Origin of the sequence: Kitasatospora brasiliensis (assembly GCF_032654805.1) — a bacterium.
Taxonomy (GTDB): domain Bacteria; phylum Actinomycetota; class Actinomycetes; order Streptomycetales; family Streptomycetaceae; genus Kitasatospora; species Kitasatospora brasiliensis.
Window position 1 is genome coordinate 972360 of record NZ_JAUOOW010000002.1, and the last position, 23145, is coordinate 995504.

Consider the following 23145-nt stretch of genomic DNA (forward strand, 5'->3'; position numbering starts at 1 on the left):
GGGTGGCGCTAACCTCCCCTCAGGTTGGTTATTGACCGTTAACCGAGCCGTCGGCCCACCCGGTCCGGTCGGATGGTGGACGACGAGGTCCAGCAGGAGGCAGTGATGAGTGTGTCGGGGCCGATCCGTGTGGTGGTCGCCAAGCCGGGGCTCGACGGTCACGACCGTGGTGCCAAGGTCATCGCGCGCGCCCTGCGCGACGCCGGTATGGAGGTCATCTACACCGGACTGCACCAGACGCCCGAACAGGTCGTCGACACCGCGATCCAGGAGGACGCGGACGGCATCGGGCTGTCGATCCTCTCCGGTGCCCACATGACGCTGTGCGCGCGGGTGCTGGAGCTGCTGAAGGAGCGCGACGCGGCGGACATCAAGGTCTTCTGCGGGGGGATCATCCCGGACGAGGACATCGCCGAGCTCAAGGCGATGGGCGTCGCGGACATCTTCACCCCGGGCACGCCCACCCGGGACGTGGTCGCCTGGGTCGAGTCGAACCTGCGGGCCGGCTGACCCACGGGCACACCGAGCGGGCCGGTCCGTACGCACCTGGGACCGGCCCGCTCCGCCGTGCTCAGCCGGTGGGCTCCGCCAGCTCCGCGAGCATCGCCGCCCGGAAACGCAGGGTGCCGGCCAGCCGGGCGAAGGTCTCGGACCAGGCGGAGTCCGGGGTGGCCCCGGCGGCCAGCTCCTCCACCGCGGCGGCCGTCTCCGGGGCGAGCGCGCGCTCCGTCATCCCGAGCACCCCGCTGTGGCTCCACGGGTACGCCCCGGAGCGGGCCGCCCGGGCCAGGGCCGCCACCACGGCGGTGGACAGCGGCGGCGTCCACGGGGTGGCGCAGGCGCCGAGCAGCTGGAAGGCCTCGCCCAGCCCGTGCACCTCGATGAACGCGGCCGTCCAGGCGGCCCGCTCCTCGGGCGGGAGGACGGCCAGCAGCTTGGCCGGAGCGCCGGTGGCGCGCGGCGTCCGGCCCCGCGCGCCGCGGCCGGGCGGGGCCGGGGCCGGGCCGAGCAGCGCCCGCGCCCAGTCGGTGTCCTGCTGGCGGACGGCGGCCCGCGCCCAGGCCTCCCGCAGGTCGTCGGCCCAGCTGCTGCTGGTCTCGTCGATGCTGTCGCCGACCCGCAGGGCGAGCAGCTGCTCGGGCGTCAGCCCGGTGCTCTCCGGCCAGAGCGACAGCGGCGCCGCGGCCACCACCTCGCCGAACCACCAGGCCCGTTCGCCGCGCCCGGTGGGGGACTTGGGGGCGATCCCGTCCCGCTGCATCCGGGCGTCGCACTCGGCGGGCGGGGTGACCAGCAGATGGGTGCCGGCACCGGCCAGGCGTACGGCGGCCCGTGCGCGCTCGGCCATCCGGTGGGCCAGTGCGGAGCCGGGCAGGGTGGAGAGCAGCTCGGCGGCGGTGGTCCGGACGTTCTTGCTGCGGTCGCCGAGGGCGGCCTCCAGGAACGGTTCGTCGGCGGGGGAGAGGCCGTCCTGGAGGGCGTCCAGGAAGAGCAGGCGGTCCTCGGCGCGCTCGGTGGACCAGGTGCCGCGCAGCAGCTCCAGGCCGGCCGCGGGATCGCGGCGGCGCAGCTGGGTCAGATGGGTGACCCGCTCGGCGAACAGGCCCTCGTGCCAGAGCCGGTCGTCGGTGGGCTGCCGCGGTTCGTCGTCGGCGGTGGCGGTGCGCGGCACGAACCGCCAGTCGGGGTTGCGCTCGGCCAGCCAGCGGCCCAGCGGACCGGCCAGCGCCACGGCGTCGGGGCGCAGTTCGCTGCGGGCGCGGGCGGCGTCGAGCAGGCCGGGTATCAGCGCGGCGGGCGGGCGCAGGCCCCGCGCGCGGGCGGTGGCGAGCCACTGCGGGAGCAGCTCGGCCAGGTTGGCCAGGGTGCCGCTGCCGCCGCCCGTACGCCCCGAGAGCAGGACGGCCAGCCGTCGGGCGGCCGGCTCGGGCAGCTCCGGGCGGGTGTCCTCGGGCGCGGGTGGGCCGGGCGGCTCGGCCGTCGGTACGGGCAGCGCGCCGGCCCGGCGGCGGACGGCGGCCAGGGCGGCCAGCTCCAGCAGCGCGGTGGCCGGGTCGCCCCGGTCCACGGCGTCGGCGAGCGGCAGGGCGACGGCCGGGAGCGGGCGGCGGTCGGTGCCGAGCAGGGCGCTGGTGTGCAGGGTCTCCCACGGGTCCTGGGTGATCGTCATGCTGGGTGCTCCTAAGGATTGGTGAGGCCGACCGGGCGCTGCCCGGCGGGCCAGGCCGTGACCGGGTCGAAGCCCCGGTGGCCGAACTCGCCGAAGACGGTGAGCGGGCGGCCGGTGGAGACGGCGGCCAGCCGCCACAGCGCCGACTCCGGGACGGACGAGGTGCGGACGGGCACCGTGTGGTGGCCGTCCGTCAGGTACCAGCCGTCCGGGGTGCGGACCGGGACGACGTCGGCGAGCACGGTGGGCCGGCTCTCCAGCCAGGGGTCGTCGGCGAGGGCGGTGCCGTAGCCGGCCACCGCCTCGGCGACGGTCAGCCCGGCGGGCGGGTCGGCGGGGTCCGGCTCGGGGGCGCCGTAGCGCGCGCCGAGGGCGGCGCGCAGCGGGTGGGCGCCCGGGTAGTAGCCGACCTCGGCCTCCACCAGGCGGCCGGTGGGCAGGGCGAGGGCGGGGGCCTGGCCGGGGCGGCCGAAGTCGAGCAGCAGCGCCGGGCGGCCGGTCTTGGCGCCGTGCAGCCAGATCCGGCGGGTGGTGAGCCGCTCGTCCGAGCTGTCCCGGGAGCCGAGCACCAGCCAGCGGTCGCGGACGGTGGGGCCGGCCAGTACCTCGGCCTTCTCCAGGGTGTGGCCGACCCGGGCCTGGACGGTGGCGGCCAGCTCGGCCGGCAGCTCGCCGACCCGGGTGGCGGCGGTGGCGAGCAAGTGCAGCATCGCGTACTCCTCCAGCAGCCGCTCCTGCGGCAGTGTGTCCAACTCCCGTACCCGGGTGGCCAGTCCGGGGGCCTTGGCGTCGACCATCCGGGCGGCGACCTCCTCCCAGGGGCCGGCGGTGGACTGGTCGGCCAGGCCGTGCCGGACCCGGTCGGCGAGGCGCAGCCGCAGCTCGGCCGCGCCGGGCGCGATCTCGGCGCCGCGCTTCTCGGCCCGGCGCCGGACGGCCTCCGGGTCCGGCACCTTCTCCACGCGCTTCTCGGCGCGCTCCTGGCGGCCCTTGAGCCACTCGTCCACCCAGCCGGCGGGCTCGCCGGCCGGGACGGCCCCGTCGGAGCCGCTCCACAGCAGGAGGAGTCCGAGCGCGTGCTTGCACGGGAACTTCCGGCTGGGGCAGCTGCACTGGTAGGCGGGCGTGGCGAGTTCGATCGCGGTGCGGTACGGCGTGCGGCCGCTGCCCTTGCACTCGCCCCAGACCGCGGTGCCGTCGGTGCCGGTGCCGGACCACGGTGCGGGCGAGGAGAGCTTGCCCGCCGCCTTCTGCGACGCGGCGTCAGGTGCCAGGGACAGGACGTGTTCGGTGCTCCAGCGTTCCTCCATGCCGCCGACCGTAGGCGGCGGCACTGACAGCGGCTGACGTCCCGTCCGGCGCCGTCGGCCGTTGTCAGTGGCTCGGTGCAGTGTTGGTCCCACAGGTCCTGACTCCCCGATCACCCTTCCGCCCTGGGCACCCGTGTGCCCGGGGCCGACCCGAAGGAGCCCGAGATGACCGACGTTCTGCGGCAGCACGCCGAGGACGCCTTCGCCGGTGAACTGGCCGCCCTGGCCGCGCAGGACGACCGGCCGCGCCCCGAGCGCTGGAAGCTCTCGCCGTGGGCCGTGGCCACCTACCTGCTGGGCGGCGAGCTGCCGGACGGCACCCGGATCAGCCCCAAGTACATCGGCCCGCGCCGGATCGTCGAGGTCGCCGTGACGACCCTGGCGACGGATCGCGCGCTGCTGCTGCTCGGCGTGCCCGGCACCGCGAAGACCTGGGTGTCCGAGCACCTGGCCGCGGCGATCAGCGGCGACTCCACCCGGCTGGTGCAGGGCACCGCCGGCACCCCCGAGGAGGCCGTCCGGTACGGCTGGAACTACGCCCAGCTGCTCACCCACGGCCCCAGCCGGGACGCCCTGGTGCCCTCGCCGCTGATGCGGGCGATGGCCGACGGCACGATCGCCCGGGTCGAGGAGCTCACCCGCATCCCGGCCGACGTTCAGGACAGTCTGATCACCATCCTGTCCGAGAAGACGCTCCCGATCCCGGAGCTGGGCGCCGAGACCCAGGCGGTGCGCGGCTTCAACGTGATCGCCACCGCCAACGACCGCGACCGCGGCGTCAACGAGCTGTCCAGCGCGCTGCGCCGCCGCTTCAACACCGTGGTGCTGCCGCTGCCGGGCTCGCTGGACGAGGAGGTCGACATCGTCACCCGCCGGGTCAACCAGCTCGGCCGCTCCCTGGAACTGCCCGAACTGCCCGGCGGCGCCGAGGAGATCAGGCGGGTGGTCACTGTCTTCCGCGAGCTGCGGGCCGGCATCACGGTGGACGGCCGGACGAAGGTCAAGACCCCGAGCGGCACCCTCTCCACCGCCGAGGCGATCTCGGTGGTGACCAACGGACTCGCCCTGGCCACCCACTTCGGCGACGGCGTGCTGCGCGCCGGGGACGTGACGACCGGCATCCTCGGCGCGGTCGTCCGCGACCCGGTGGCCGACAAGGCCGTGTGGCGCGAGTACGTCGAAGGGGTGGTGCGCGAGCGCGACGGCTGGAAGGACTTCTACCGCGCCGCCCGCGAGGTGACCGCGTGACGTCCGAGGTGGCCCTGCTGGGCATCCGCCACCACGGCCCCGGCTCCGCCCGGGCGGTGGCCGCCGCGCTGGCGCAGTGGCAGCCGGACGCGGTGCTGGTCGAGGGCCCGCCGGAGGCCGACGCCATCGTCCACCTGGCCGCCGAGAAGGACCTCGTCCCGCCGGTGGCCCTGCTCGCCCACGCGGTGGACGACCCGGCGAAGGCCGCCTTCTGGCCGTACGCCGAGTTCTCCCCGGAGTGGGTGGCGATCCGGCACGCGGTGGAGCACGACCTGCCGGTGCGCTTCATCGACCTGCCCGCCGCGTACGGCTTCGCCCCGGCCCCGGAGAAGACGGAGGCCGAGGAGGAGTCCGTCGAGCCGGTCGCCGACCCGCTGGCGCTGCTCGCCGAGGCGGCCGGGCACGACGACGCCGAGCGCTGGTGGGAGGACGTGGTCGAGCACCGCGCGCCCGGCACCGACGCGCTGGCGCCGTTCGAAGCCGTCGCCGAGGCGATGGGCGCCCTGCGCGCCGAGGGCCTCGGCGAGTCCCGCCGGGACAGGCTGCGCGAGGCGTACATGCGCCAGCAGATCCGCGCCGCCCGCCGCGCCGGGCACTGCCGGATCGCCGTGGTCTGCGGGGCCTTCCACGTCCCCGCGCTGGAGGCGATGCCCACCGTCGCCCACGACCGGGCGCTGCTCGCCGGGCTGCCGAAGAAGGTGCGCACCGACATCACCTGGGTGCCGTGGACGCACCGCCGGCTCTCCCAGGCCACCGGCTACGGCGCCGGCGTGCAGTCCCCCGGCTGGTACCACCACCTGTTCACCACCGACGGGGACCCGGTGCCGCGCTGGCTCACCCGGGCCGCCGAGCTGCTGCGCGCCGAGGACCACCCGGTCTCCTCCGCGCACGTGATCGAGGCGGTCCGGCTCGCCGAGACCCTCGCCGTGCTGCGCGGCCGCCCGCTCGCCGGGCTGACCGAGACCCTGGACGCCGTGCGCGCGGTGCTCTGCGACGGCTCGGACATCGCCCTGGAGCTGGTCCGGGACCGCCTGGTGGTCGGTGACGAGCTCGGCGAGGTCCCGGACACCGCGCCGGCGGTGCCGCTCCAGCGCGACCTGACCCGGTCGCAGCGCTCGCTGCGGCTCAAGCCCGAGGCCGCGCCCAAGGACCTCGATCTCGACCTGCGCAAGGAGAACGACGCGGCCCGCTCCCGGCTGCTGCACCGGCTGCGGCTGCTGGGCGTGGACTGGGGCGTGCCCGCGCGCTCCTCGGTGAACTCCACCGGGACGTTCCGGGAGAGCTGGCGGCTGTGCTGGCAGCCCGAGTTCGCCGTCCGGATCGCCGAGGCCGCCCAGTGGGGCACCACCGTCGAGGAGGCGGCCACCGCCAAGGCCGTCGGCACCGCCCGCGCCGCCGAGGAGCTCGCCGAGCTGACCGGCCTGGTGGAGACCTGCCTGCTGGCCGGGCTGTCCGGCGCGCTGCCCGCCGTGATGCGGGTGCTCGCCGACTGCGCGGCCCTGGACACCGACGTCGCCCACCTGGCCGGCGCCCTGCCCGCACTCGTCCGCGCGCTGCGCTACGGCGACGTGCGCGGCACCGACCACGGCGCGCTCGCCGAGGCGGCCGCCGGCCTGGCCGAGCGGATCTGCGTCGGCCTGCCGCCCGCCTGCGTCGGTCTGGACGCCCAGGGCGCGGCGGAGATGCGCGGGCGCCTCGACGAGGTGCACGGCGCGATCGCCCTGCTGGCCGCCGACACCGCCCCCGCCCCGGCCGGCGACCCCGACGGCGGTGAGCCGGCCGACCTGGCCGGCCTGGCCGACCGCTGGGCCGCCGCGCTGCGCTCGCTGGCCCGCCGCGATCCGGCCGGCGGACCGGCCACCGGCGCCCCCGGACTGCTGCGCGGCCGGGCCGTACGGCTGCTGCTGGACGACGGCCGGCTCGACTCCGAGGAGGCGGGCCGACGGCTGCGGCTGGTGCTCTCCGTCGCCAACGCCCCGGCGGACGCGGCCGGCTGGGTGGAGGGCTTCCTGACCGGCGGCGGCGCCCTGCTGCTGCACGACCCCCGGCTGCTCGCCCTGCTCGACGAGTGGCTGACCGGGGTGAGCGGCGAGGCCTTCACCGACGTCCTGCCGCTGCTGCGCCGCACCTTCGCCGCGCTGGAGGCGGGCGTGCGCACCACCATCGGCAGCCGGGTCGCGGCCGGCCCGCTCGGTGAGCCCCCGGCGGCCCCGGCCCCGGCGGGCGAACTGGACCGCGCCCGCGCCGACGCCACCGTCCCGGTGCTGGCCCTGCTGCTCGGCGTCCGCCCGACGATCCCCCGGCAGGCCGCCGGACGGGACACCTGACACCCGCCGTACCCCAACCCCTGAGGAGGACGAGATGGCAGCGCCCACGACCGACGAACGGCTGCGCCGCTGGCGGCTGGTGCTCGGCGGCGAGGCCGACGGCACCGGCCACACCCTGCGCGGCCGCGACGCCGCGATGGACGGCGCCCTCGCCGCGCTCTACCGCGGCGCCCCCGACGAGGGCGCCCGGGCGGGCCGCGGCACCCGCCGCAGCGCCGGGCTGGGCGGCTCGGCCCCGCAGGTGGCCCGCTGGCTGGGCGACATCCGCGAGTACTTCCCGTCCACCGTCGTCCAGCTGATGCAGCAGGACGCGATCACCCGGCTCGGCCTGGAGCGGCTGCTGCTGGAGCCGGAGATGCTGGAGGCCGTCGAGCCGGACGTGCACCTGGTCGGCACCCTGCTCTCGCTCAAGCACGCGCTGCCCGAGACCACCCGGGAGACCGCCCGGGCGGTGGTCGGCAAGGTGGTCGCCGACCTGGAGCGCCGGCTCGCCGACCGCACCCGGGCCACCCTCGGCGGCGCCCTCGACCGCAGCGCCAAGGTCAACCGCCCCCGCCACCGGGACATCGACTGGGACCGCACGATCCGGGCCAACCTGAAGAACTACCTGCCCGAGCACGGCACCGTCGTCCCGGAGCGGCTGGTCGGCTACGCCCGCGCCCAGCGCGCCGTGAAGAAGGACGTCATCCTCTGCGTCGACCAGTCCGGCTCGATGGCGCCCTCGGTCGTCCACTCCGCCGTCTTCGGCGCGGTGCTCTCCTCGATGCGCACCCTGGACACCCGGCTGGTCGTCTTCGACACCTCGGTGGTCGACCTCACCGAGCAGCTCACCGACCCGGTCGACGTGCTGTTCGCCACCCAGCTTGGCGGCGGCACCGACATCAACCGGGCGCTCGCCTACTGCCAGTCGAAGATCACCCGGCCCGCCGAGACGATCGTCGTCCTGATCAGCGACCTGTACGAGGGCGGCATCCGGGACGGCATGCTCAAGCGGGTCGCCGCGATGAAGGCGGCCGGCGTCCAGTTCATCGCCCTGCTCGCGCTCTCCGACGAAGGTGCGCCCGCGTACGACCACGCCCACGCCGCCGCCCTGGCCTCGCTCGGCGCACCCGCCTTCGCCTGCACCCCGGACGCCTTCCCGGAGATCATGGCGGCGGCCATCGAGAAGCGGCCGATCCCGCTGCCCGACCAGGGAGTGTGACGGCTTCACCCGGACGAGCTAATCCGTCCCGATCGATGTCCTCGGGCGTCCGGCACGCCGCGCCAGGCCGTCTGTGATGGTTCTCACCCAAGACGGGCGGGCCCCGAGGCGGAACAGGCCCGTCCCACGGGGATAACCTGCCAGACGGACGTGACGCGCGTGTTGATTGACGTGTGCGCCCGTGGCTGTGTGGGCCGCAAGGCCGTATCTCTGCGTACCCGCACCGCCCCGACGACCCGCAGCGAAGATCCTGCCGTGGCACGCTCGTAGAGACACAATCCGCGACCACGAACAAGGACAAACACGTGGACCTGTTCGAGTACCAGGCGAGGGACCTCTTCGCCAAGCACGGCGTGCCCGTGCTTGACGGCGATGTCATCGAGACCGCCGCAGACGCTGCCGCCATCGCGGAGCGCTTCGGCGGCCGCGCCGTCGTCAAGGCTCAGGTGAAGGTGGGCGGCCGAGGCAAGGCCGGCGGCGTCAAGCTCGCCGCCGACCCGGCGGACGCCGTCGCCAAGGCCGAGCAGATCCTCGGCATGGACATCAAGGGCCACACCGTCAACAAGGTGATGCTGGCCCAGACCGCGGACATCAAGGACGAGTACTACGTCTCGTTCCTGCTGGACCGCACCAACCGCACCTTCCTGGCCATGGCCAGCGTCGAGGGCGGCGTGGAGATCGAGGTCGTCGCCGAGCAGAACCCCGACGCGCTCGCCAAGATCCCGGTCGACGCCAACGAGGGCTGCACCCCGGAGAAGGCCGCCGAGATCGTCGCCGCGGCGAAGTTCCCGGCCGAGATCGCCGACCAGGTCGCCGACGTCCTCCAGAAGCTGTGGACCGTCTTCATCAAGGAAGACGCCCTCCTCGTCGAGGTCAACCCGCTGATCAAGTCCGGTGACGGCAAGATCATCGCGCTCGACGGCAAGGTCTCCCTGGACGACAACGCCGAGTTCCGCCAGCCCGAGCACGAGGCCCTGGAGGACAAGGCCGCGGCCAACCCGCTGGAGGCCGCCGCCAAGGCCAAGGGCCTGAACTACGTCAAGCTCGACGGCCAGGTCGGCATCATCGGCAACGGCGCGGGCCTCGTCATGAGCACCCTCGACGTGGTCGCCTACGCCGGTGAGAACCACGGTGGCGTCAAGCCCGCCAACTTCCTCGACATCGGCGGCGGCGCGTCCGCCGAGGTCATGGCGAACGGCCTGGAGATCATCCTGGGCGACCCGGACGTCAAGTCGGTCTTCGTCAACGTCTTCGGTGGCATCACCGCGTGCGACGCGGTCGCCAACGGCATCGTGCAGGCCCTGGAGCTCCTGAAGAGCAAGGGCGAGAACGTCTCCAAGCCGCTGGTCGTCCGCCTGGACGGCAACAACGCGGAGCTGGGTCGCAAGATCCTCGACGACGCCAACCACCCGCTGGTCCAGCGCGTGGACACCATGGACGGCGCCGCTGACCGCGCCGCCGAGCTGGCCAACAAGTAAGGAAGGGGACTTAACACCATGGCTATCTTCCTTACCAAGGACAGCAAGGTCATCGTCCAGGGCATGACCGGCGCCGAGGGCATGAAGCACACCCGCCGCATGCTCGCCTCCGGCACCCAGATCGTCGGCGGTGTCAACCCGCGCAAGGCCGGCACCACGGTCGACATCGACGGCACCGAGATCCCGGTCTTCGGCACCGTCGCCGAGGCGATGGAGAAGACGGGCGCCGACGTCTCCGTCCTCTTCGTGCCGCCGGCCTTCACCAAGGCCGCCGTCGTCGAGGCCATCGACGCCGAGATCCCGCTGGCCGTCGTCATCACCGAGGGCGTCCCGGTGCACGACACCGCCGCCTTCTGGGCGCACGCCGGTGCCAAGGGCAACAAGACCCGCATCATCGGCCCGAACTGCCCCGGCCTGATCAGCCCCGGACAGTCGAACGCCGGCATCATCCCGGCCGACATCACCAAGGCCGGCAAGATCGGCCTGGTCTCGAAGTCCGGCACCCTGACCTACCAGCTCATGTACGAGCTGCGGGACATCGGCTTCACCTCGGCCGTCGGCATCGGTGGCGACCCGGTCATCGGCACCACCCACATCGACGCTCTCAAGGCCTTCCAGGAGGACCCGGAGACCGAGCTCATCGTCATGATCGGTGAGATCGGTGGCGACGCCGAGGAGCGTGCCGCGGCCTTCATCGCCGAGCACGTCACCAAGCCGGTCGTCGGCTACGTCGCGGGCTTCACCGCCCCCGAGGGCAAGACCATGGGCCACGCCGGCGCCATCGTCTCCGGCTCCTCGGGCACCGCCCAGGCGAAGAAGGAGGCCCTGGAGGCCGCCGGTGTCAAGGTCGGCAAGACGCCGTCCGAGACCGCCCGCCTGGCCCGCGAGATCTTCGCCGCCCAGGCCTGATCCCGCACCGCGCGTGACGAGCGCCCCCGCCCCTTCCGGGCGGGGGCGCTCGCCGTTTCCTCAGCGCGCCCCCGGATCGGCGGCGCAGGGCCGCGGCAGCCAGCGCGGGCAGGCCACCGTGCCCTGCGGCGGGGGAGCGGCGCCCCGGGCCGCGGCCGGCAGCTCCCAGCGCGCGGCCGCCTCGTGGCGCGGCTCCACCAGCACGGCCGCCAGGCCCGGCGCCGGGCTGCACCAGATGCTGGTGATGCTGCCGTTCGGCGGCCCGGCCGGCAGCAGCGGCAGGCCCGGTTCCGCCGCCTCCGCCTCGGTGACGCCGGCGACGGCGACGGGCAGCGGCAGGGGGGCGGGCAACGGCGCGGGGAGGCCGGCGGGCACGCACAGCGTGGGCGCCGGAGGCTCCTGCGAACGGAACAGCTGCGCCGGCCGCAGCCCCGCCAGGGTCGCCAGTGCCGCCCCGGCCACCGCCACCGTCAGCAGCGCCGCCGCGCCCGTCAGACTCGCCGTCCAGAGCCGGTGCCGGGCCCGCAGCAGCATCACCGGCGTCCGGTGCGGCTCCGGACACCCGCGCACCGCCGCCCGGTGCAGCAGCTCGCTCAGCCCGTCCGCGAAGCCCGGCGCCGCCGGATCCGGCCCGACCAGGTCCGGCACCCACTGCGCCAGCGCCGTCCGGGCGCTCCACACCCGCCCCTCCGCCGCCGTCCGCGTGGACTCCACCTCCACCGCGACCGCCACGGCCGGCAGCCCCAGCCCGTCGTGCAGCACCAGCGCCCGGCGCTGCGGCCGGGGCAGCCGCTTGAGCGCCCTCAGCAGCGCCCGGTCGCGGTCGGTCAGCCGGTCGTGGTCCGGCAGCACCGCCTGGGACTCGTCGGCCGGCCGCACCCTGATCCGCCGGTGCGGCAGCGCCCACCCGTGCACCCGGCGGGGCCCGCCCCGGTGCCACGGGGACAGCGCCAGCTCGCAGGCGCGCACCCGCACCCAGCCTTCCGGGCTCCCCGAGGCCACCACCTCGGCCCAGCCCCGCCGCGCCTCCCCGAACGCCCGCCGTACGCAGTGCACGGCGCGGTGCCGGCAGGCGGTCAGCAGGAACACCTGCTGCACCAACCGGGTGTGCGCCGCCTCGTACAGCTCCTCGAAGCTCATCACCGGGACCTCCGCATCGAGGTCCTCGCCCGCCCCGGAGCACGCGGCGGCGGCGAGCGCCGCCCGCCCGGGGCCGACCGCCGGGGCGGAGGGCCCGCGACGGGCGGCGGGCTCCTGGGAGGAGGGGGCCTGCTCTGCAGGGGGCCGCGGCGTGCCGTCGTGCTCGGCGGGTTCCCGGGCGCGGGCCGCGTGCGTGGCCGGGCCGTTCCGCTCGGCCGGGGCCTTCCGCGTGTCGTCGCGTACGGCCTGCTCTCGGTCATGGGCGGCGGATGCGGGCTCGGCGGGCTTCTGGGCGTGGAGCGCGGGCTCGTCCTGCCCGGCTCGCTCCTGAGCGCCCGCCGCGGGCGAGGCGGAGGCGCTGCGCTCGGCCCGGGCCTCGCGCGTGTCGTCCTGGCCGACGGGCGCGCACTTCTCCGGTCCGGACCCGGGCGCGCCGTTCCTCCGGGCGGCCGACGTCGTGCCGCTTCGAGAGGCAGCGGAGTCCTGACGCGGCTTCCCGGCCGGAGCCGAGGGGCTTGTGCCGCCGTTCGTGCCCCGCGCCGGCCGGGCTGCCGGAGCCGTGGGCGCTGTGCGGTCGCTCGTGTCCCGCGCCGGCCGCGCATCCCGGCCGGGGGCTGCCGGGGTGCCGTTGCCCGTGCCGCGGTCTTTGACCTGAGCCAGCCACGCCGGTTGCACGAGCTCGTCCGGGGCGGCCGGAGCCCCGGGTGCCGCGCCGCTGTCCTTGCCCCGCCCCGCCTGCGCGCGCTTGCCCTCGGCCGTGGACCCCCGCTGGGTGCCGCCGGTGGTCGTCGGGGCGGGCTCCCCGGTCCGCGTGCGGGCGCGCCGCCGCTTTCGGGGCGCGCTTTCGCCCGGAGCCGTGCCCGTGCCCGAGCCCGTGCGGGTGGCTGTGGCTGTGCCCGAGCCCGCGCCGGAACCCGTGCCCGCGCCGGAACCCGTGCCCGCGCCCGGTGCCGTACCCGGGTCCACGGCCGGGCCGGGTGCCGCGTCCCCGTCCCCGCCCGGCCCGGCCCCCGCCGGGGGCGGCAGCGCCCCGGCGAGGAGAGCGAGGGCTTCCGCCTCGGTGCGGGCGCCGAGCTTGCGCAGGGCGCGCTGGAGGCGGCCGCGGGCGGTGGTGGGGGTGATCCCGAGGGCGCTGGCGGTGTGGGGGAGGGAGTGCCCGGCCGCGAGGTGGGCCAGGGTCTGGGCCTCACCGGGGGTCAGTTTCCGCAGCAGGTGGCTCGCGTCGGTGCCGGCGCGGGCGGGTTTGCGGTGGCGCTCCGGGGTGGGGGAGTCTGCGGTGGGCGGCGTGGTCATCAGACGCTCCGGGCCGGGGCGCCGGCGGCTTGAGGGCAGGGTCTGAAAATGCGCATAAGCCAATAATCTGGGACACGGCGGCGGTTTGGCGCTTCACGGAGCATGGCGAGTCGCCTTGGCACCATGTGGCCCATGACGCAGCTGATGGGCCGTCCGATCCTGGAGTCTCCCGGCGAACTGGGCGGACGCCCCGCGCTGGCCGACGTGTTGGCGGGGGTGCGGACGGCTCTGGTCGGTCTGACGGCGGTCGGGGTGCCGGTGCTCGGGCTCTGGGTGATGACGCCGTACGCGGACGACGGCGCGCCCGCTGTCACCCGGTTGGCGGGCGTGCTCTGGCTGCTCGGGCACGGCGCGCCGGTGCTGCGCGGGGCGTCGGACGCTCCGCTGAGCGTCACTCCGCTGCTGCTCGGCGTCCTGGCCGTGGCGCGGCTCTACCGGGCGGGCGCCGGGGTGGCGGCGCGGCGCGGGCTGCGTTCGCGCTGGGGCGGCCCGGTGGCGGTGTGGGCGGGGTACTGCGCGGTGGCCGTCGGGGTGACGCTGCACTGCGCGGGGAGCGGGACGTTCCGCAGCCGGGTGCTGCCGGATCTCCTGGTGGTGGCGCTGGTGGCGGGCCTGGCGACGGCGGCCGGAGCCCGCTCGGTCACCCTCCTCGACGGGCCGTTCGACTCCCCGCTGGACCGCCTGCCGCCGCCGTACCGCCCGGCGGACGGCGCGCCGGTGGTCCGGGTGGCCGCGCTGGCGGCCGGGGCCGGACTGATCGCGGCCGGCGCCCTGCTGACGGCCTGTTCGGCGGTGCTGGCCGCGGTGACCGGCGGTGGGCGCGGGACGGCCCTGCTGGGGAGCGGGCCCGCCGCCGTGCTGGGGCTGCTGCTGCTCGCGGTGGTGCTGCTGCCGAACGCCGTGCTGTGGGGCGCGGCGTACGCGCTGGGCCCGGGTTTCACGGTGGGCGGCGGGACGGCGGTGTCGCCGGCCGGTACGGCGCTGGGCCGGGTGCCGGAGTTCCCGTTGTTCGCCCTGCTGCCGGCGGACGGGCCGGGCGGCTGGCGGCTCGCGGTGACGGTTCTGCCGCTGCTGGCCGGGGTGGTGCCGGCGGTGCTGCTGGGCCGCGCGGCGACGGGCCTGCGCGGGTTGGCCTCCGGGCGGCGGTCCGAGCCGTGGCCGCCGGCCGCGACGGCGGTGGCCGCCCTGGCGGCGGCGCTGTCGGTCGGGGCCGGGGCGGCGCTGCTGGGCTGGCTCTCCGGCGGGGCGCTGGCGGGGGACCGGCTGGCCTGGGTGGGGCCGGTGCCCTGGTGGACGGGCCTGGCGGCGGCGGGCTGGGTCGCGCTGGTCGCCGTGCCGGGCGCCCTGCTGGTGCGCTACCGCGCGCTGGCACCGGCGCGCGCCGGGGGCGTGCGCACCTGGCGCGGGTACACGAGGTTCGCGTACCTCCAGCTCGCGCACGCCCGGCTCGCACAATGGACGCGCCGGAGCGCGCTGGAACTGCGCGCCGGTACGTACGCCCTTGTGCTGCGGCTCTCCCCACCGCTGCCCCGACCGCGCGTCAGGAACGCCGAGGGGCCGGGCGATGAGGGGCCGGGCCCCGAGGAGCCGGGCCGCGACGACCGGGGCCCGGAGGACTGACCCGGACGGGCTACTCGGCGTTCCCGGTGAAGTCCACGTACCACTGCGGCGCGTACCGGTCGCAGTTCTGGGCGCCGACGGAGGTCAGCGAGTCCTGGACGCAGGTGACGTACTCGCGGTAGTGGTACCCGAGGCCGATCACCGAGGTGGCGACCACGATGGTCATCGCGCCGGTCAGGATGCCGGCGAGCGCGGCCGGGGTGAGCGGGTTCGGCGCCGGGGCGACTGGGTGCGGGCCGCCGCCCGGCCCCGCGACCGCGGCGGCGGCCGGGGCGGACTGGCGGGTCCGCAGCGCGCCGACGCCCCAGACGATGCCGAGCGCCCCGATCAGCAGGGCGAGCCAGTGGAAGCCCGCGAACAGGCAGACCAGCGCGAACGGCCCGGCCAGGGCGGCGTTGCGGGCCTTGCGGTGGGCCGGGTTGGCGGGGTCGAGCCGGGGCGGCTGCGGGGCCGGCGGCCGCTGGCCGGGGCGACCGTCGCCGCCGGGGCCCCACGGCGACGGACCCTGCGGACCCTGGGGGCGGCCACCGCCCTGCCCGGAGCCGTCCTGGCCCCCGCCGCCCCAGGGGCTGCGCGGCTGCCACGGCTGGTCCGGGGCATCCGCCGGCGGCGGCGCGAAGGGGTTGCGCTCGCCGGTGTCGTCGCCGCTGCTCATGGGTTCAGCCATTCCTTCTCGGTCGGGGCTCGTTCGGAGGCTCTCGCGTCGGAGGCGTCTCCCGCGCCCCCAATGATCCCGCAGCCTGATTCCGGGGCTGCCCGCCGGTCCGCCGCCGGTCCCTTCCGAGGACTCGGGCGGGTCGGTGCGGCCGGGAGCAACTCCGGTGCGACGGGCCTGCGACGGGCCGGAGGAGATCCCCGTCTCAACTACGCGCGTAGCGCCGCCGGGAGGGTGTGGAGGCCCTCCGACCAGCCGTTATCGTGGTGACGGTCAGCAGCCCACAGAGGTTCCCCGGGGCCCGCGTCGCGGCGGGTTCGCCCGGTGTCACCCCTCGCTCGACCTGCCGTTCGTAGTGGCCCCACCGCCGGTGGACGTACCAGCGCACGGCGCCCGACGCTACGGAGAAACGCGCAGTGGCCGCCGCCCCCGCCCAGCACTTCCCGCCCCGTACGCCCGGACCGGCCCGCCTGGTGGTGCTGGTCTCCGGCTCCGGCACCAATCTGCAAGCGCTGATCGACGCCGTGGCCGACCCGGCGTACGGCGCCGAGATCCTGGCCGTCGGCGCGGACCGGGACGGGATCGTCGGCCTGGAGCGCGCCGAGCGGGCCGGTCTGCCGACCTTCGTCCACCGGGTGAAGGACCATCAGGACCGGGCCGCCTGGGACCGCGCGCTGACCGCCGCCGTCGCCGAGTACCAGCCGGACCTGGTGGTCACGGCCGGTTTCATGAAGATCCTCGGCCCCGAGTTCATCACCGCCTTCGCCGGGCGGATCGTCAACACCCACCCCGCACTGCTGCCCGCCTTCCCCGGCGCCCACGGCGTCACCGACGCGCTCGCGTACGGGGTGAAGGTCACCGGCTGCACCGTCCACCTGGTCGACTCCGGCGTGGACACCGGGCCGATCATCGCGCAGGGCGTCGTCGAGGTCGTCGACGCCGACCACGCCGATGGCGGCGAAGCGCTGCACGAGCGCATCAAGACTGTCGAGCGCAAGCTGCTCGTCGACGTCGTGGGCCGGCTGGCCCGCGAGGGTCACCGCATCGAGGACCGAAAGGTATGGATTCCGGCATGAGTGCCAGCTCCACCACCACGCCCGTTTCGGAGAACGTTCGTCCGATCCGTCGCGCGCTGATCAGCGTGTACGACAAGACCGGTCTGGAGGAGCTGGCCCAGGGCCTGCACGCCGCCGGGGTCGCCATCGTCTCCACCGGCTCCACCGCCGGCCGGATCGCCGCCGCCGGCGTCCCGGTGACCGAGGTCTCCGAGCTGACCGGCTTCCCGGAGTGCCTGGACGGGCGCGTGAAGACGCTGCACCCCCGCGTGCACGCCGGCGTGCTGGCCGACCTGCGGCTGGAGTCGCACCGCGCGCAGCTGGCCGAGCTGGGCGTCGAGCCCTTCGACCTGGTCGTGGTGAACCTCTACCCGTTCAAGGCCACCGTCGCCTCCGGCGCCACCCCGGACGAGTGCGTCGAGCAGATCGACATCGGCGGCCCGAGCATGGTCCGCGCCGCCGCCAAGAACCACCCCTCGGTGGCCGTGGTGGTCGACCCGGCCCGCTACGAGGACGTGCTGACGGCCGTCCGGGAGGGCGGCTTCGACCTGGCCACCCGCAAGCGCCTGGCCGGTGCCGCGTTCGCCCACACCGCCGCCTACGACGTGGCCGTCGCCTCCTGGTTCGAGGCCGGCTACGCCCCCAGCGACGAGCGTTTCCCGGAGTTCCTGGGCTCGACCTGGGAGCGGCAGAACGTGCTGCGCTACGGCGAGAACCCGCACCAGGGCGCCGCGCTGTACAGCGACGGCACCGGCGGCCTGGCCGGCGCCGAGCAGCTGCACGGCAAGGAGATGTCGTACAACAACTACGTCGACACCGACGCCGCCCGCCGCGCCGCCTACGACCACGCCGAGCCGGCCGTCGCGATCATCAAGCACGCCAACCCGTGCGGCATCGCGACCGGCGCCGACGTCGCCGAGGCGCACCGCAAGGCGCACGAGTGCGACCCGGTCTCCGCGTACGGCGGCGTGATCGCCGTCAACCGCCCGGTCACCGTCGCGCTGGCCGAGCAGATCGCCCCGATCTTCACCGAGGTCGTGGTGGCCCCCGGCTACGAGGAGGGCGCCCTGGAGGTGCTCACCAAGAAGAAGAACCTGCGGGTGCTGCTCGCCCCCGAGGCCCCGGCCAACCGCCAGGAGGTGCGCCCGATCTCCGGCGGCGTGCTGCTCCAGGACGCCGACCGGGTGCACGCCGAGGGCGACGACCCGGCGAACTGGACCCTGGCCACCGGCGAGGCGCTGACCGCCGACGAGCTGGCCGAGCTGGCCTTCGCCTGGCGCGCCTGCCGGGCCGTCAAGTCCAACGCGATCCTGCTGGCCAAGGACGGCGCCTCGGTCGGCGTCGGCATGGGCCAGGTCAACCGGGTGGACTCCTGCAAGCTCGCGGTCGAGCGGGCCGGTGAGCGCGCCAAGGGCGCCTTCGCGGCCTCGGACGCCTTCTTCCCGTTCGCGGACGGCCCGGCGATCCTGATCGCGGCCGGCGTCAAGGCGATCGTCCAGCCGGGCGGCTCGATCCGCGACGAGGAGGTCATCGCGGCGGCCGCCGAGGCCAGCGTGACCATGTACTTCACCGGCGCGCGGCACTTCTTCCACTGAGCCCGGTTGCACTGGTGATGTGACGAGATGACAGAGCGGCCCGGCCCCCTCCGAGGAGGGAGCCGGGCCGCTCTGCCGTCGGTCCGTCGACCGGTCAGTACTTCGGCCGGTTGAACCAGGTGACGGCGTCCTTGGTGCACACGCCGGTGATCCAGATGACGCTGATGCCTATCCACAGCAGGGAGACGACGAGGTTCGCCGCCTGGCCCGTCGTCGCGGCGAACGAGCTGACCAGGCCGAGCAGGCCGATCAGGCCGCCGATCACGCCGTAGACGATGGTGGTGACCCGGACGCTGTTGCCGCCCTTGCCGAACTTCACCCCGAGGGTGATGGACAGCGCGGCGGCCAGCGCGGCCACGACGCCGACGACGGCCAGGACACCGGCGGCGGCGTCGCCGATCGCGAGCAGGCCCTCGTCGGTCGACTTGCTCTGGGACATGGCGCCCTTGGTGGCCATGGCCCCGAGCAGGCAGAACAGCGCGCCCAGCACCTGGGTGCCGCCGACGATGAACAGCAGCACCCGGGCGGTCACCATCAGGCCCGGCATGGACTGCGGCACGCCCATCGGCTGGTAGCCGTACTGCCCGTAGCCCGGGGCCGGCTGCCCGTAGGCCGGGGCCTGCTGCGGGTACCCGTACGCGGCCTGCGGCGGCGGGGCCTGCTGCGGGTAGCCGTAGCCCGGCGCGGCCGGCGGCTGGCCGTACGGGTTGTTCGGGTCGGGCGGGTAACTCATGGATGCCTCCGGGCAGTTACGGGGACGCGGGGACGGGACGCTGACGGCCCGGTGCCGGTCGGTGAGTCGGGTCACCGGCCGGAAGGGCACGCTAGCGGAGCGGGGTGACAGCCCGGCGGCGGTGACGGGCGCCGCGGTTCGGCAGAGCGGTGGGCGTCAGGGGTGCGAGGCAGCCGACGGGTGCGGCGCGGGCGCGCGGTCGGACTGCTCGTACTGCTGTGGTCGGCTCACTGGCTCTTTCCCCCGGTTACGCCCCGCCGCGGGTCCGTCGGCCCGTCACGGGGCCGGTACGCGGCGGGAATGCCCGCATATCGTCATCCGGACGGCGGCGCGATGTCCAGCCGGTCGGTGCGCCGGGCCGGGACTGTGGCGCAACCGCAACGTGGGGCGGACCTTCGTACCCGTACGTTCACCCGCGCGTTCACCCGTCCGCCCACCCGGACGCCGCGGTCCGAGCCCTCGGTACGGCGACCCCCGGCGATCCGGGAGAATGGGGTCATGACTGCCCAGATTCTCGATGGCAAGGCCACCGCCGCCGCGATCAAGTCCGAACTCGCCGCCCGCGTGGCGGCCCTCAAGGCGAAGGGCGTCACGCCCGGCCTCGGCACCGTCCTGGTCGGCGACGACCCGGGCAGCCGCTGGTACGTGAACGGCAAGCACAAGGACTGCGCCGAGGTCGGCATCGCCTCGATCCAGCGCGAGCTGCCCGCCACCGCCACCCAGGAGGACGTCGAGAACGTCGTCCGCGAGCTCAACGCCGACCCGTCCTGCACCGGCTACATCGTCCAGCTGCCGCTGCCCAAGGGCCTGGACCAGAACCCGGTCCTGGAGCTGATGGACCCGGACAAGGACGCGGACGGCCTGCACCCGACCTCGCTCGGCCGCCTGGCCCTGGGCATCGACGGCCCGCTGCCGTGCACCCCGCTGGGCATCGTCGAGCTGCTGCGCCGCCACGACGTCGAGATCGACGGCGCCGAGGTGGTCGTGGTCGGCCGCGGCATCACCGTCGGCCGCTCGATCGGCCTGCTGCTGACCCGCCGCAGCGAGAACGCCACCGTCACCCTGTGCCACACCGGCACCCGGGACCTCGGCGCGCACCTGCGCAAGGCCGACATCATCGTGGCCGCCGCCGGCGTGCCGCACCTGGTCAAGCCGGAGGACGTCAAGCCGGGCGCGGCGGTGCTGGACGTGGGCGTCAGCCGCAGCGAGGGCAAGATCGTCGGCGACGTGCACCCGGGCGTGGCCGAGGTGGCCGGCTGGATCTCCCCGAACCCCGGCGGCGTGGGCCCGATGACCCGCGCGATGCTGCTCAACAACATCGTCGAGGCGGCCGAGCGCCGCGCCGGCATCTGACACCCCAGGGACGGCGAGCATGACTGAACCGCGCCCGGCGGGGGCCGGCCGCAAGCCGGTCAAGACCACCGGCACCCTGCCGCCCGAGGGCTCGGCCGCGGCCCTCGGACGCGATCACGCCCTGCCCGTACGGCAGTGGCCGATAACGCTCGTCCTGCTGGTGGTCGGCGCCGGCCTCGCGGTCACCTGGTTCGCCGACTTCAAGGACGGCTTCAAGTACGGGCTGCTGATCCTCGGCTGCGGCGTGCTGCTCGGCGCGGTGCTGCGGCTGACGCTGCCCGAGGTCGGGATGCTGGCGGTGCGCAGCCGTTTCACCGACGTCATCGTGCTGACCTTCCTGGGGGCCTCGATCGTGCTGCTGACCCTGGTGGCGCAGCCGAACCCGTGGGTGCAGATCCCGCTGCTGGACAACATCGGCCAGCTGATGGGTCGGCCCAAACACTGATCCGCAGGCCTGTGACGGCCCCCGCCTGGCAACCGCTGGCGGGGGCCGTGCTGTGTCTGTGACGCATCAGCCAGGACCGGACCCGCGGCGTAGGCTTCCCTTTGCGATAACCTGACGCCGGTCTCTCGATGTCGAGAGATCATCCTCGGCTCCAGTGCGCCGGTGTGCCTGGGGCACCTGGCGATTTGCTGGAGAAGGTAGAAATGACTCGCACCCCCGTCAACGTCACCATCACCGGAGCGGCCGGCCAGATCGGCTACGCGCTGCTCTTCCGCATCGCCTCGGGCCACCTGCTCGGTGCCGACGTGCCGGTGAACCTGCGCCTCCTGGAGATCCCGCAGGGCCTCAAGGCCGCCGAGGGCACCGCCATGGAGCTCGTCGACTGCGCCTTCCCGCTGCTGCGCGACATCACCATCACCGACAAGCCGGCCGAGGCCTTCGACGGCGCCAACGTCGCGCTGCTGGTCGGCGCCCGTCCGCGCACCGCGGGCATGGAGCGCGGTGACCTGCTCCAGGCCAACGGCGGCATCTTCGGCCCGCAGGGCAAGGCCATCAACGACCACGCCGCGGACGACATCAAGGTCCTGGTCGTCGGCAACCCGGCCAACACCAACGCCCTGATCGCCCAGCGCAACGCCCCGGACGTCCCGGCCGAGCGCTTCACCGCGATGACCCGCCTGGACCACAACCGCGCCCTCGGCCAGCTGTCCGCCAAGACCGGCTCCCTGGTCTCGGACATCAAGCGCGTCACCATCTGGGGCAACCACTCCGCCACCCAGTACCCGGACATCTTCCAGGCCGAGGTCGCCGGCAAGCCGGCCTTCGAGGCCGTCGGCAGCGACCTGGCCTGGCTGGAGAACGACTTCATCCCGACCGTCGCCAAGCGCGGCGCGGCCATCATCGACGCCCGCGGCGCCTCCTCGGCCGCCTCGGCCGCCAACGCCGCCATCGACCACGTGTACACCTGGGTCAACGGCACCGCCGAGGGCGACTGGACCTCCATGGGTGTCGTCTCCGACGGCTCCTACGGCGTTCCGGAGGGCCTGATCTCCTCCTTCCCCGTCACCACCAAGGACGGCAAGTTCGAGATCGTCCAGGGCCTGGAGATCTCCGACTTCTCGCGCGCCCGCATCGACGCCTCGGTCAAGGAGCTGACCGAGGAGCGCGACGCGGTCCAGGAGCTGGGCCTCATCTGAGCCCCGCCCCGCACGGCTGTACGACGGCCCGCCGCTTCCCTCACCCGGAAGCGGCGGGCCGTCGCCAATACACTGGCCAGCTGTGAACGAAACACTCGGGGACGCCGCGCTCGTCCTCGTCTTCATCCTGCTGGGCGGGTTGTTCAACGTCGCCGAGATCTCGCTGATCTCGCTGCGCGAGGGCCAGATCCGGACGTTGGAGGGGCACGGCACCCGGCGCGCGGCGCGGGCCGCGCACCTGGCCGCCGACCCGAACCGCTTCCTGGCCGCCGTCCAGGTCGGGGTGACCTGCATGGGCTTCCTGTCCGCGGCCTTCGGCGCGGACACCCTGGCCGGCAAGGTCGCCCCGCTGTTCGTCCGGGCCGGGCTCTCCGAGGGCGTGGCGGACGCGGTGGCACTGGTCGGCCTCACCCTGGTGATCAGCTACGCCTCGCTGGTGTTGGGCGAGCTGACCCCGAAGCGGATCGGCCTCCAGCGCGCCGAGTCCATCGCGGTGGTCGCCGCCCCGGTGGTGGACGTGATGTCGGTGGTGCTGCGCCCGGTGATCTGGCTGCTCGGCCACTCCACCAATCTGATGGTCCGACTGCTCGGCGGCGACCCGACCGCCGGCCGCGGCTCGATGAGCTCCGAGGAACTGCGCGGCCTGGTCGCCGCCAACACCGAACTCGGCAGCGACGAACGGGCGTTGATCGCCGACGTGTTCTCCGCCGGGGAGCGCCAGCTGCGCGAGGTGATGGTCCCGCGCACCGAGGTGACCTTCCTGGACGCCGAGCGCCCGCTGGCCGCCGTCCGGCAGCAGGCCGACACCTCGCCGCACTCGCGCTACCCGGTGGTCGAGGGCAGCGCCGACGCGGTGGTCGGCTTCGTCCACGTCCGCGACCTGTACGGCGCCCGCGGCGAGCACGCCGCCAAGGTCCGCGACCTGGCCCGCCCGGTCAAGCTGCTGCCCGGCACCAAGCTGGTGCTGGAGGCGATGGGCGAGATGCGCCGCGAGGGCCACCACCTGGCCATCGTGGTGGACGAGTACGGCGGCACCGCCGGGATCGTCACCCTGGAGGACCTGGTCGAGGAGGTGATCGGCGAGATCCGGGACGAGTACGACCGCCCGGAGGCCGCCCCCACCCGCCGGCTGGCCGGCGGCGGCATGGAGCTGGACGGCCTGCTCAACCTCGGCGACTTCACCGAGGAGACCGGCGTCACCCTGCCCGAGGGCCCGTACGAGACGGTGGCGGGCTGCCTGGTCGCCGCGCTCGGCCGGCTGCCCCGGGACGGCGACCAGGTGCGCGTCCCGGTCGAGGGCGGCGGCGGGGTGCTGCTGACGGTGGCCAAGGTCGAGGGCCGGCGGATCGCCCGGGTGGGGGTGAGTGCGGTCACACTGGCCGAGCCTGCGGGGGCGGAGGTTTCCTGAGCGAGCGGT

Annotated in this window: 18 protein-coding genes; 13 read left to right on the forward strand and 5 right to left on the reverse strand. The window is 75.0% G+C overall.

The window, feature by feature from the left end:
* Window positions 1-105: 105 nt before the first annotated feature.
* Window positions 106-510 (forward strand): coenzyme B12-dependent isobutyryl CoA mutase small subunit, encoded by a 405-nt coding sequence (gene icmB / locus QWJ13_RS12310; protein WP_316523706.1) that lies wholly within the window; start codon window positions 106-108, stop codon window positions 508-510.
* Between the two features lie 61 nt (window positions 511-571).
* Here the strand turns inward: icmB and QWJ13_RS12315 are convergent, their stop codons facing one another.
* Together QWJ13_RS12315 and QWJ13_RS12320 are read right to left on the reverse strand one after the other, a co-directional pair.
* On the reverse strand, window positions 572-2170 hold the full coding sequence (locus tag QWJ13_RS12315; protein ID WP_316523707.1) for a DUF5691 domain-containing protein: 1599 nt from the start codon (window positions 2168-2170) through the stop codon (window positions 572-574).
* Window positions 2171-2181: 11 nt separating this feature from the next.
* Window positions 2182-3480, reverse strand: coding sequence for an SWIM zinc finger family protein (locus QWJ13_RS12320; protein ID WP_316523708.1), 1299 nt, complete (start codon window positions 3478-3480; stop codon window positions 2182-2184).
* A gap of 165 nt (window positions 3481-3645) precedes the next feature.
* On the opposite strand from QWJ13_RS12320, the gene QWJ13_RS12325 reads away from it, so the two are divergent.
* From QWJ13_RS12325 to sucD, 5 genes are all read left to right on the forward strand, one after another.
* Window positions 3646-4728: an ATP-binding protein gene (locus QWJ13_RS12325; protein WP_316523709.1), complete on the forward strand. Its 1083-nt coding sequence runs from the start codon at window positions 3646-3648 to the stop codon at window positions 4726-4728.
* Entirely contained in the window at window positions 4725-7055 is a 2331-nt protein-coding gene (locus QWJ13_RS12330) for a DUF5682 family protein (protein WP_316523711.1), read from the forward strand. The genes QWJ13_RS12325 and QWJ13_RS12330 overlap by 4 nt, the downstream gene beginning before the upstream one ends.
* A gap of 34 nt (window positions 7056-7089) precedes the next feature.
* On the forward strand, window positions 7090-8256 hold the full coding sequence (locus QWJ13_RS12335; RefSeq protein ID WP_316523713.1) for a VWA domain-containing protein: 1167 nt from the start codon (window positions 7090-7092) through the stop codon (window positions 8254-8256).
* A 305-nt stretch (window positions 8257-8561) separates the two neighbouring features.
* Entirely contained in the window at window positions 8562-9734 is a 1173-nt protein-coding gene (gene sucC / locus QWJ13_RS12340; protein WP_316523715.1) for an ADP-forming succinate--CoA ligase subunit beta, read from the forward strand.
* A gap of 18 nt (window positions 9735-9752) precedes the next feature.
* Window positions 9753-10643 (forward strand): succinate--CoA ligase subunit alpha, encoded by an 891-nt coding sequence (gene sucD / locus QWJ13_RS12345; protein ID WP_316523717.1) that lies wholly within the window; start codon window positions 9753-9755, stop codon window positions 10641-10643.
* A 60-nt stretch (window positions 10644-10703) separates the two neighbouring features.
* Here sucD and QWJ13_RS12350 read toward each other — a convergent pair whose 3' ends face one another.
* Window positions 10704-13076: a hypothetical protein gene (locus QWJ13_RS12350; RefSeq protein ID WP_316523719.1), complete on the reverse strand. Its 2373-nt coding sequence runs from the start codon at window positions 13074-13076 to the stop codon at window positions 10704-10706.
* 132 nt (window positions 13077-13208) lie between these two features.
* On the opposite strand from QWJ13_RS12350, the gene QWJ13_RS12355 reads away from it, so the two are divergent.
* Entirely contained in the window at window positions 13209-14696 is a 1488-nt protein-coding gene (locus QWJ13_RS12355) for a cell division protein PerM (protein ID WP_316523720.1), read from the forward strand.
* Between the two features lie 10 nt (window positions 14697-14706).
* Here the strand turns inward: QWJ13_RS12355 and QWJ13_RS12360 are convergent, their stop codons facing one another.
* Window positions 14707-15351: a hypothetical protein gene (locus tag QWJ13_RS12360; protein WP_316523722.1), complete on the reverse strand. Its 645-nt coding sequence runs from the start codon at window positions 15349-15351 to the stop codon at window positions 14707-14709.
* 416 nt (window positions 15352-15767) lie between these two features.
* On the opposite strand from QWJ13_RS12360, the gene purN reads away from it, so the two are divergent.
* Both purN and purH read left to right on the forward strand, forming a co-directional pair.
* Window positions 15768-16427, forward strand: coding sequence for a phosphoribosylglycinamide formyltransferase (gene purN / locus QWJ13_RS12365; RefSeq protein WP_316523723.1), 660 nt, complete (start codon window positions 15768-15770; stop codon window positions 16425-16427).
* Window positions 16424-18001, forward strand: a complete 1578-nt coding sequence (gene purH / locus QWJ13_RS12370; protein ID WP_316523725.1) for a bifunctional phosphoribosylaminoimidazolecarboxamide formyltransferase/IMP cyclohydrolase — start codon at window positions 16424-16426, stop codon at window positions 17999-18001. The genes purN and purH overlap by 4 nt, the downstream gene beginning before the upstream one ends.
* A gap of 94 nt (window positions 18002-18095) precedes the next feature.
* Here purH and QWJ13_RS12375 read toward each other — a convergent pair whose 3' ends face one another.
* Window positions 18096-18734, reverse strand: coding sequence for a hypothetical protein (locus tag QWJ13_RS12375; RefSeq protein ID WP_316523727.1), 639 nt, complete (start codon window positions 18732-18734; stop codon window positions 18096-18098).
* 498 nt (window positions 18735-19232) lie between these two features.
* Between QWJ13_RS12375 and QWJ13_RS12380 the strand changes: the two genes are divergently transcribed.
* From QWJ13_RS12380 to QWJ13_RS12395, 4 genes are all read left to right on the forward strand, one after another.
* On the forward strand, window positions 19233-20087 hold the full coding sequence (locus tag QWJ13_RS12380; protein ID WP_316523728.1) for a bifunctional methylenetetrahydrofolate dehydrogenase/methenyltetrahydrofolate cyclohydrolase: 855 nt from the start codon (window positions 19233-19235) through the stop codon (window positions 20085-20087).
* A gap of 19 nt (window positions 20088-20106) precedes the next feature.
* Entirely contained in the window at window positions 20107-20532 is a 426-nt protein-coding gene (locus QWJ13_RS12385; protein ID WP_316523730.1) for a DUF3017 domain-containing protein, read from the forward strand.
* 203 nt (window positions 20533-20735) lie between these two features.
* Entirely contained in the window at window positions 20736-21728 is a 993-nt protein-coding gene (locus tag QWJ13_RS12390; RefSeq protein ID WP_316523732.1) for a malate dehydrogenase, read from the forward strand.
* 82 nt (window positions 21729-21810) lie between these two features.
* Complete coding sequence (locus QWJ13_RS12395) at window positions 21811-23136, forward strand: hemolysin family protein (protein WP_316523733.1); 1326 nt, start codon at window positions 21811-21813, stop codon at window positions 23134-23136.
* Window positions 23137-23145 lie beyond the last annotated feature (9 nt).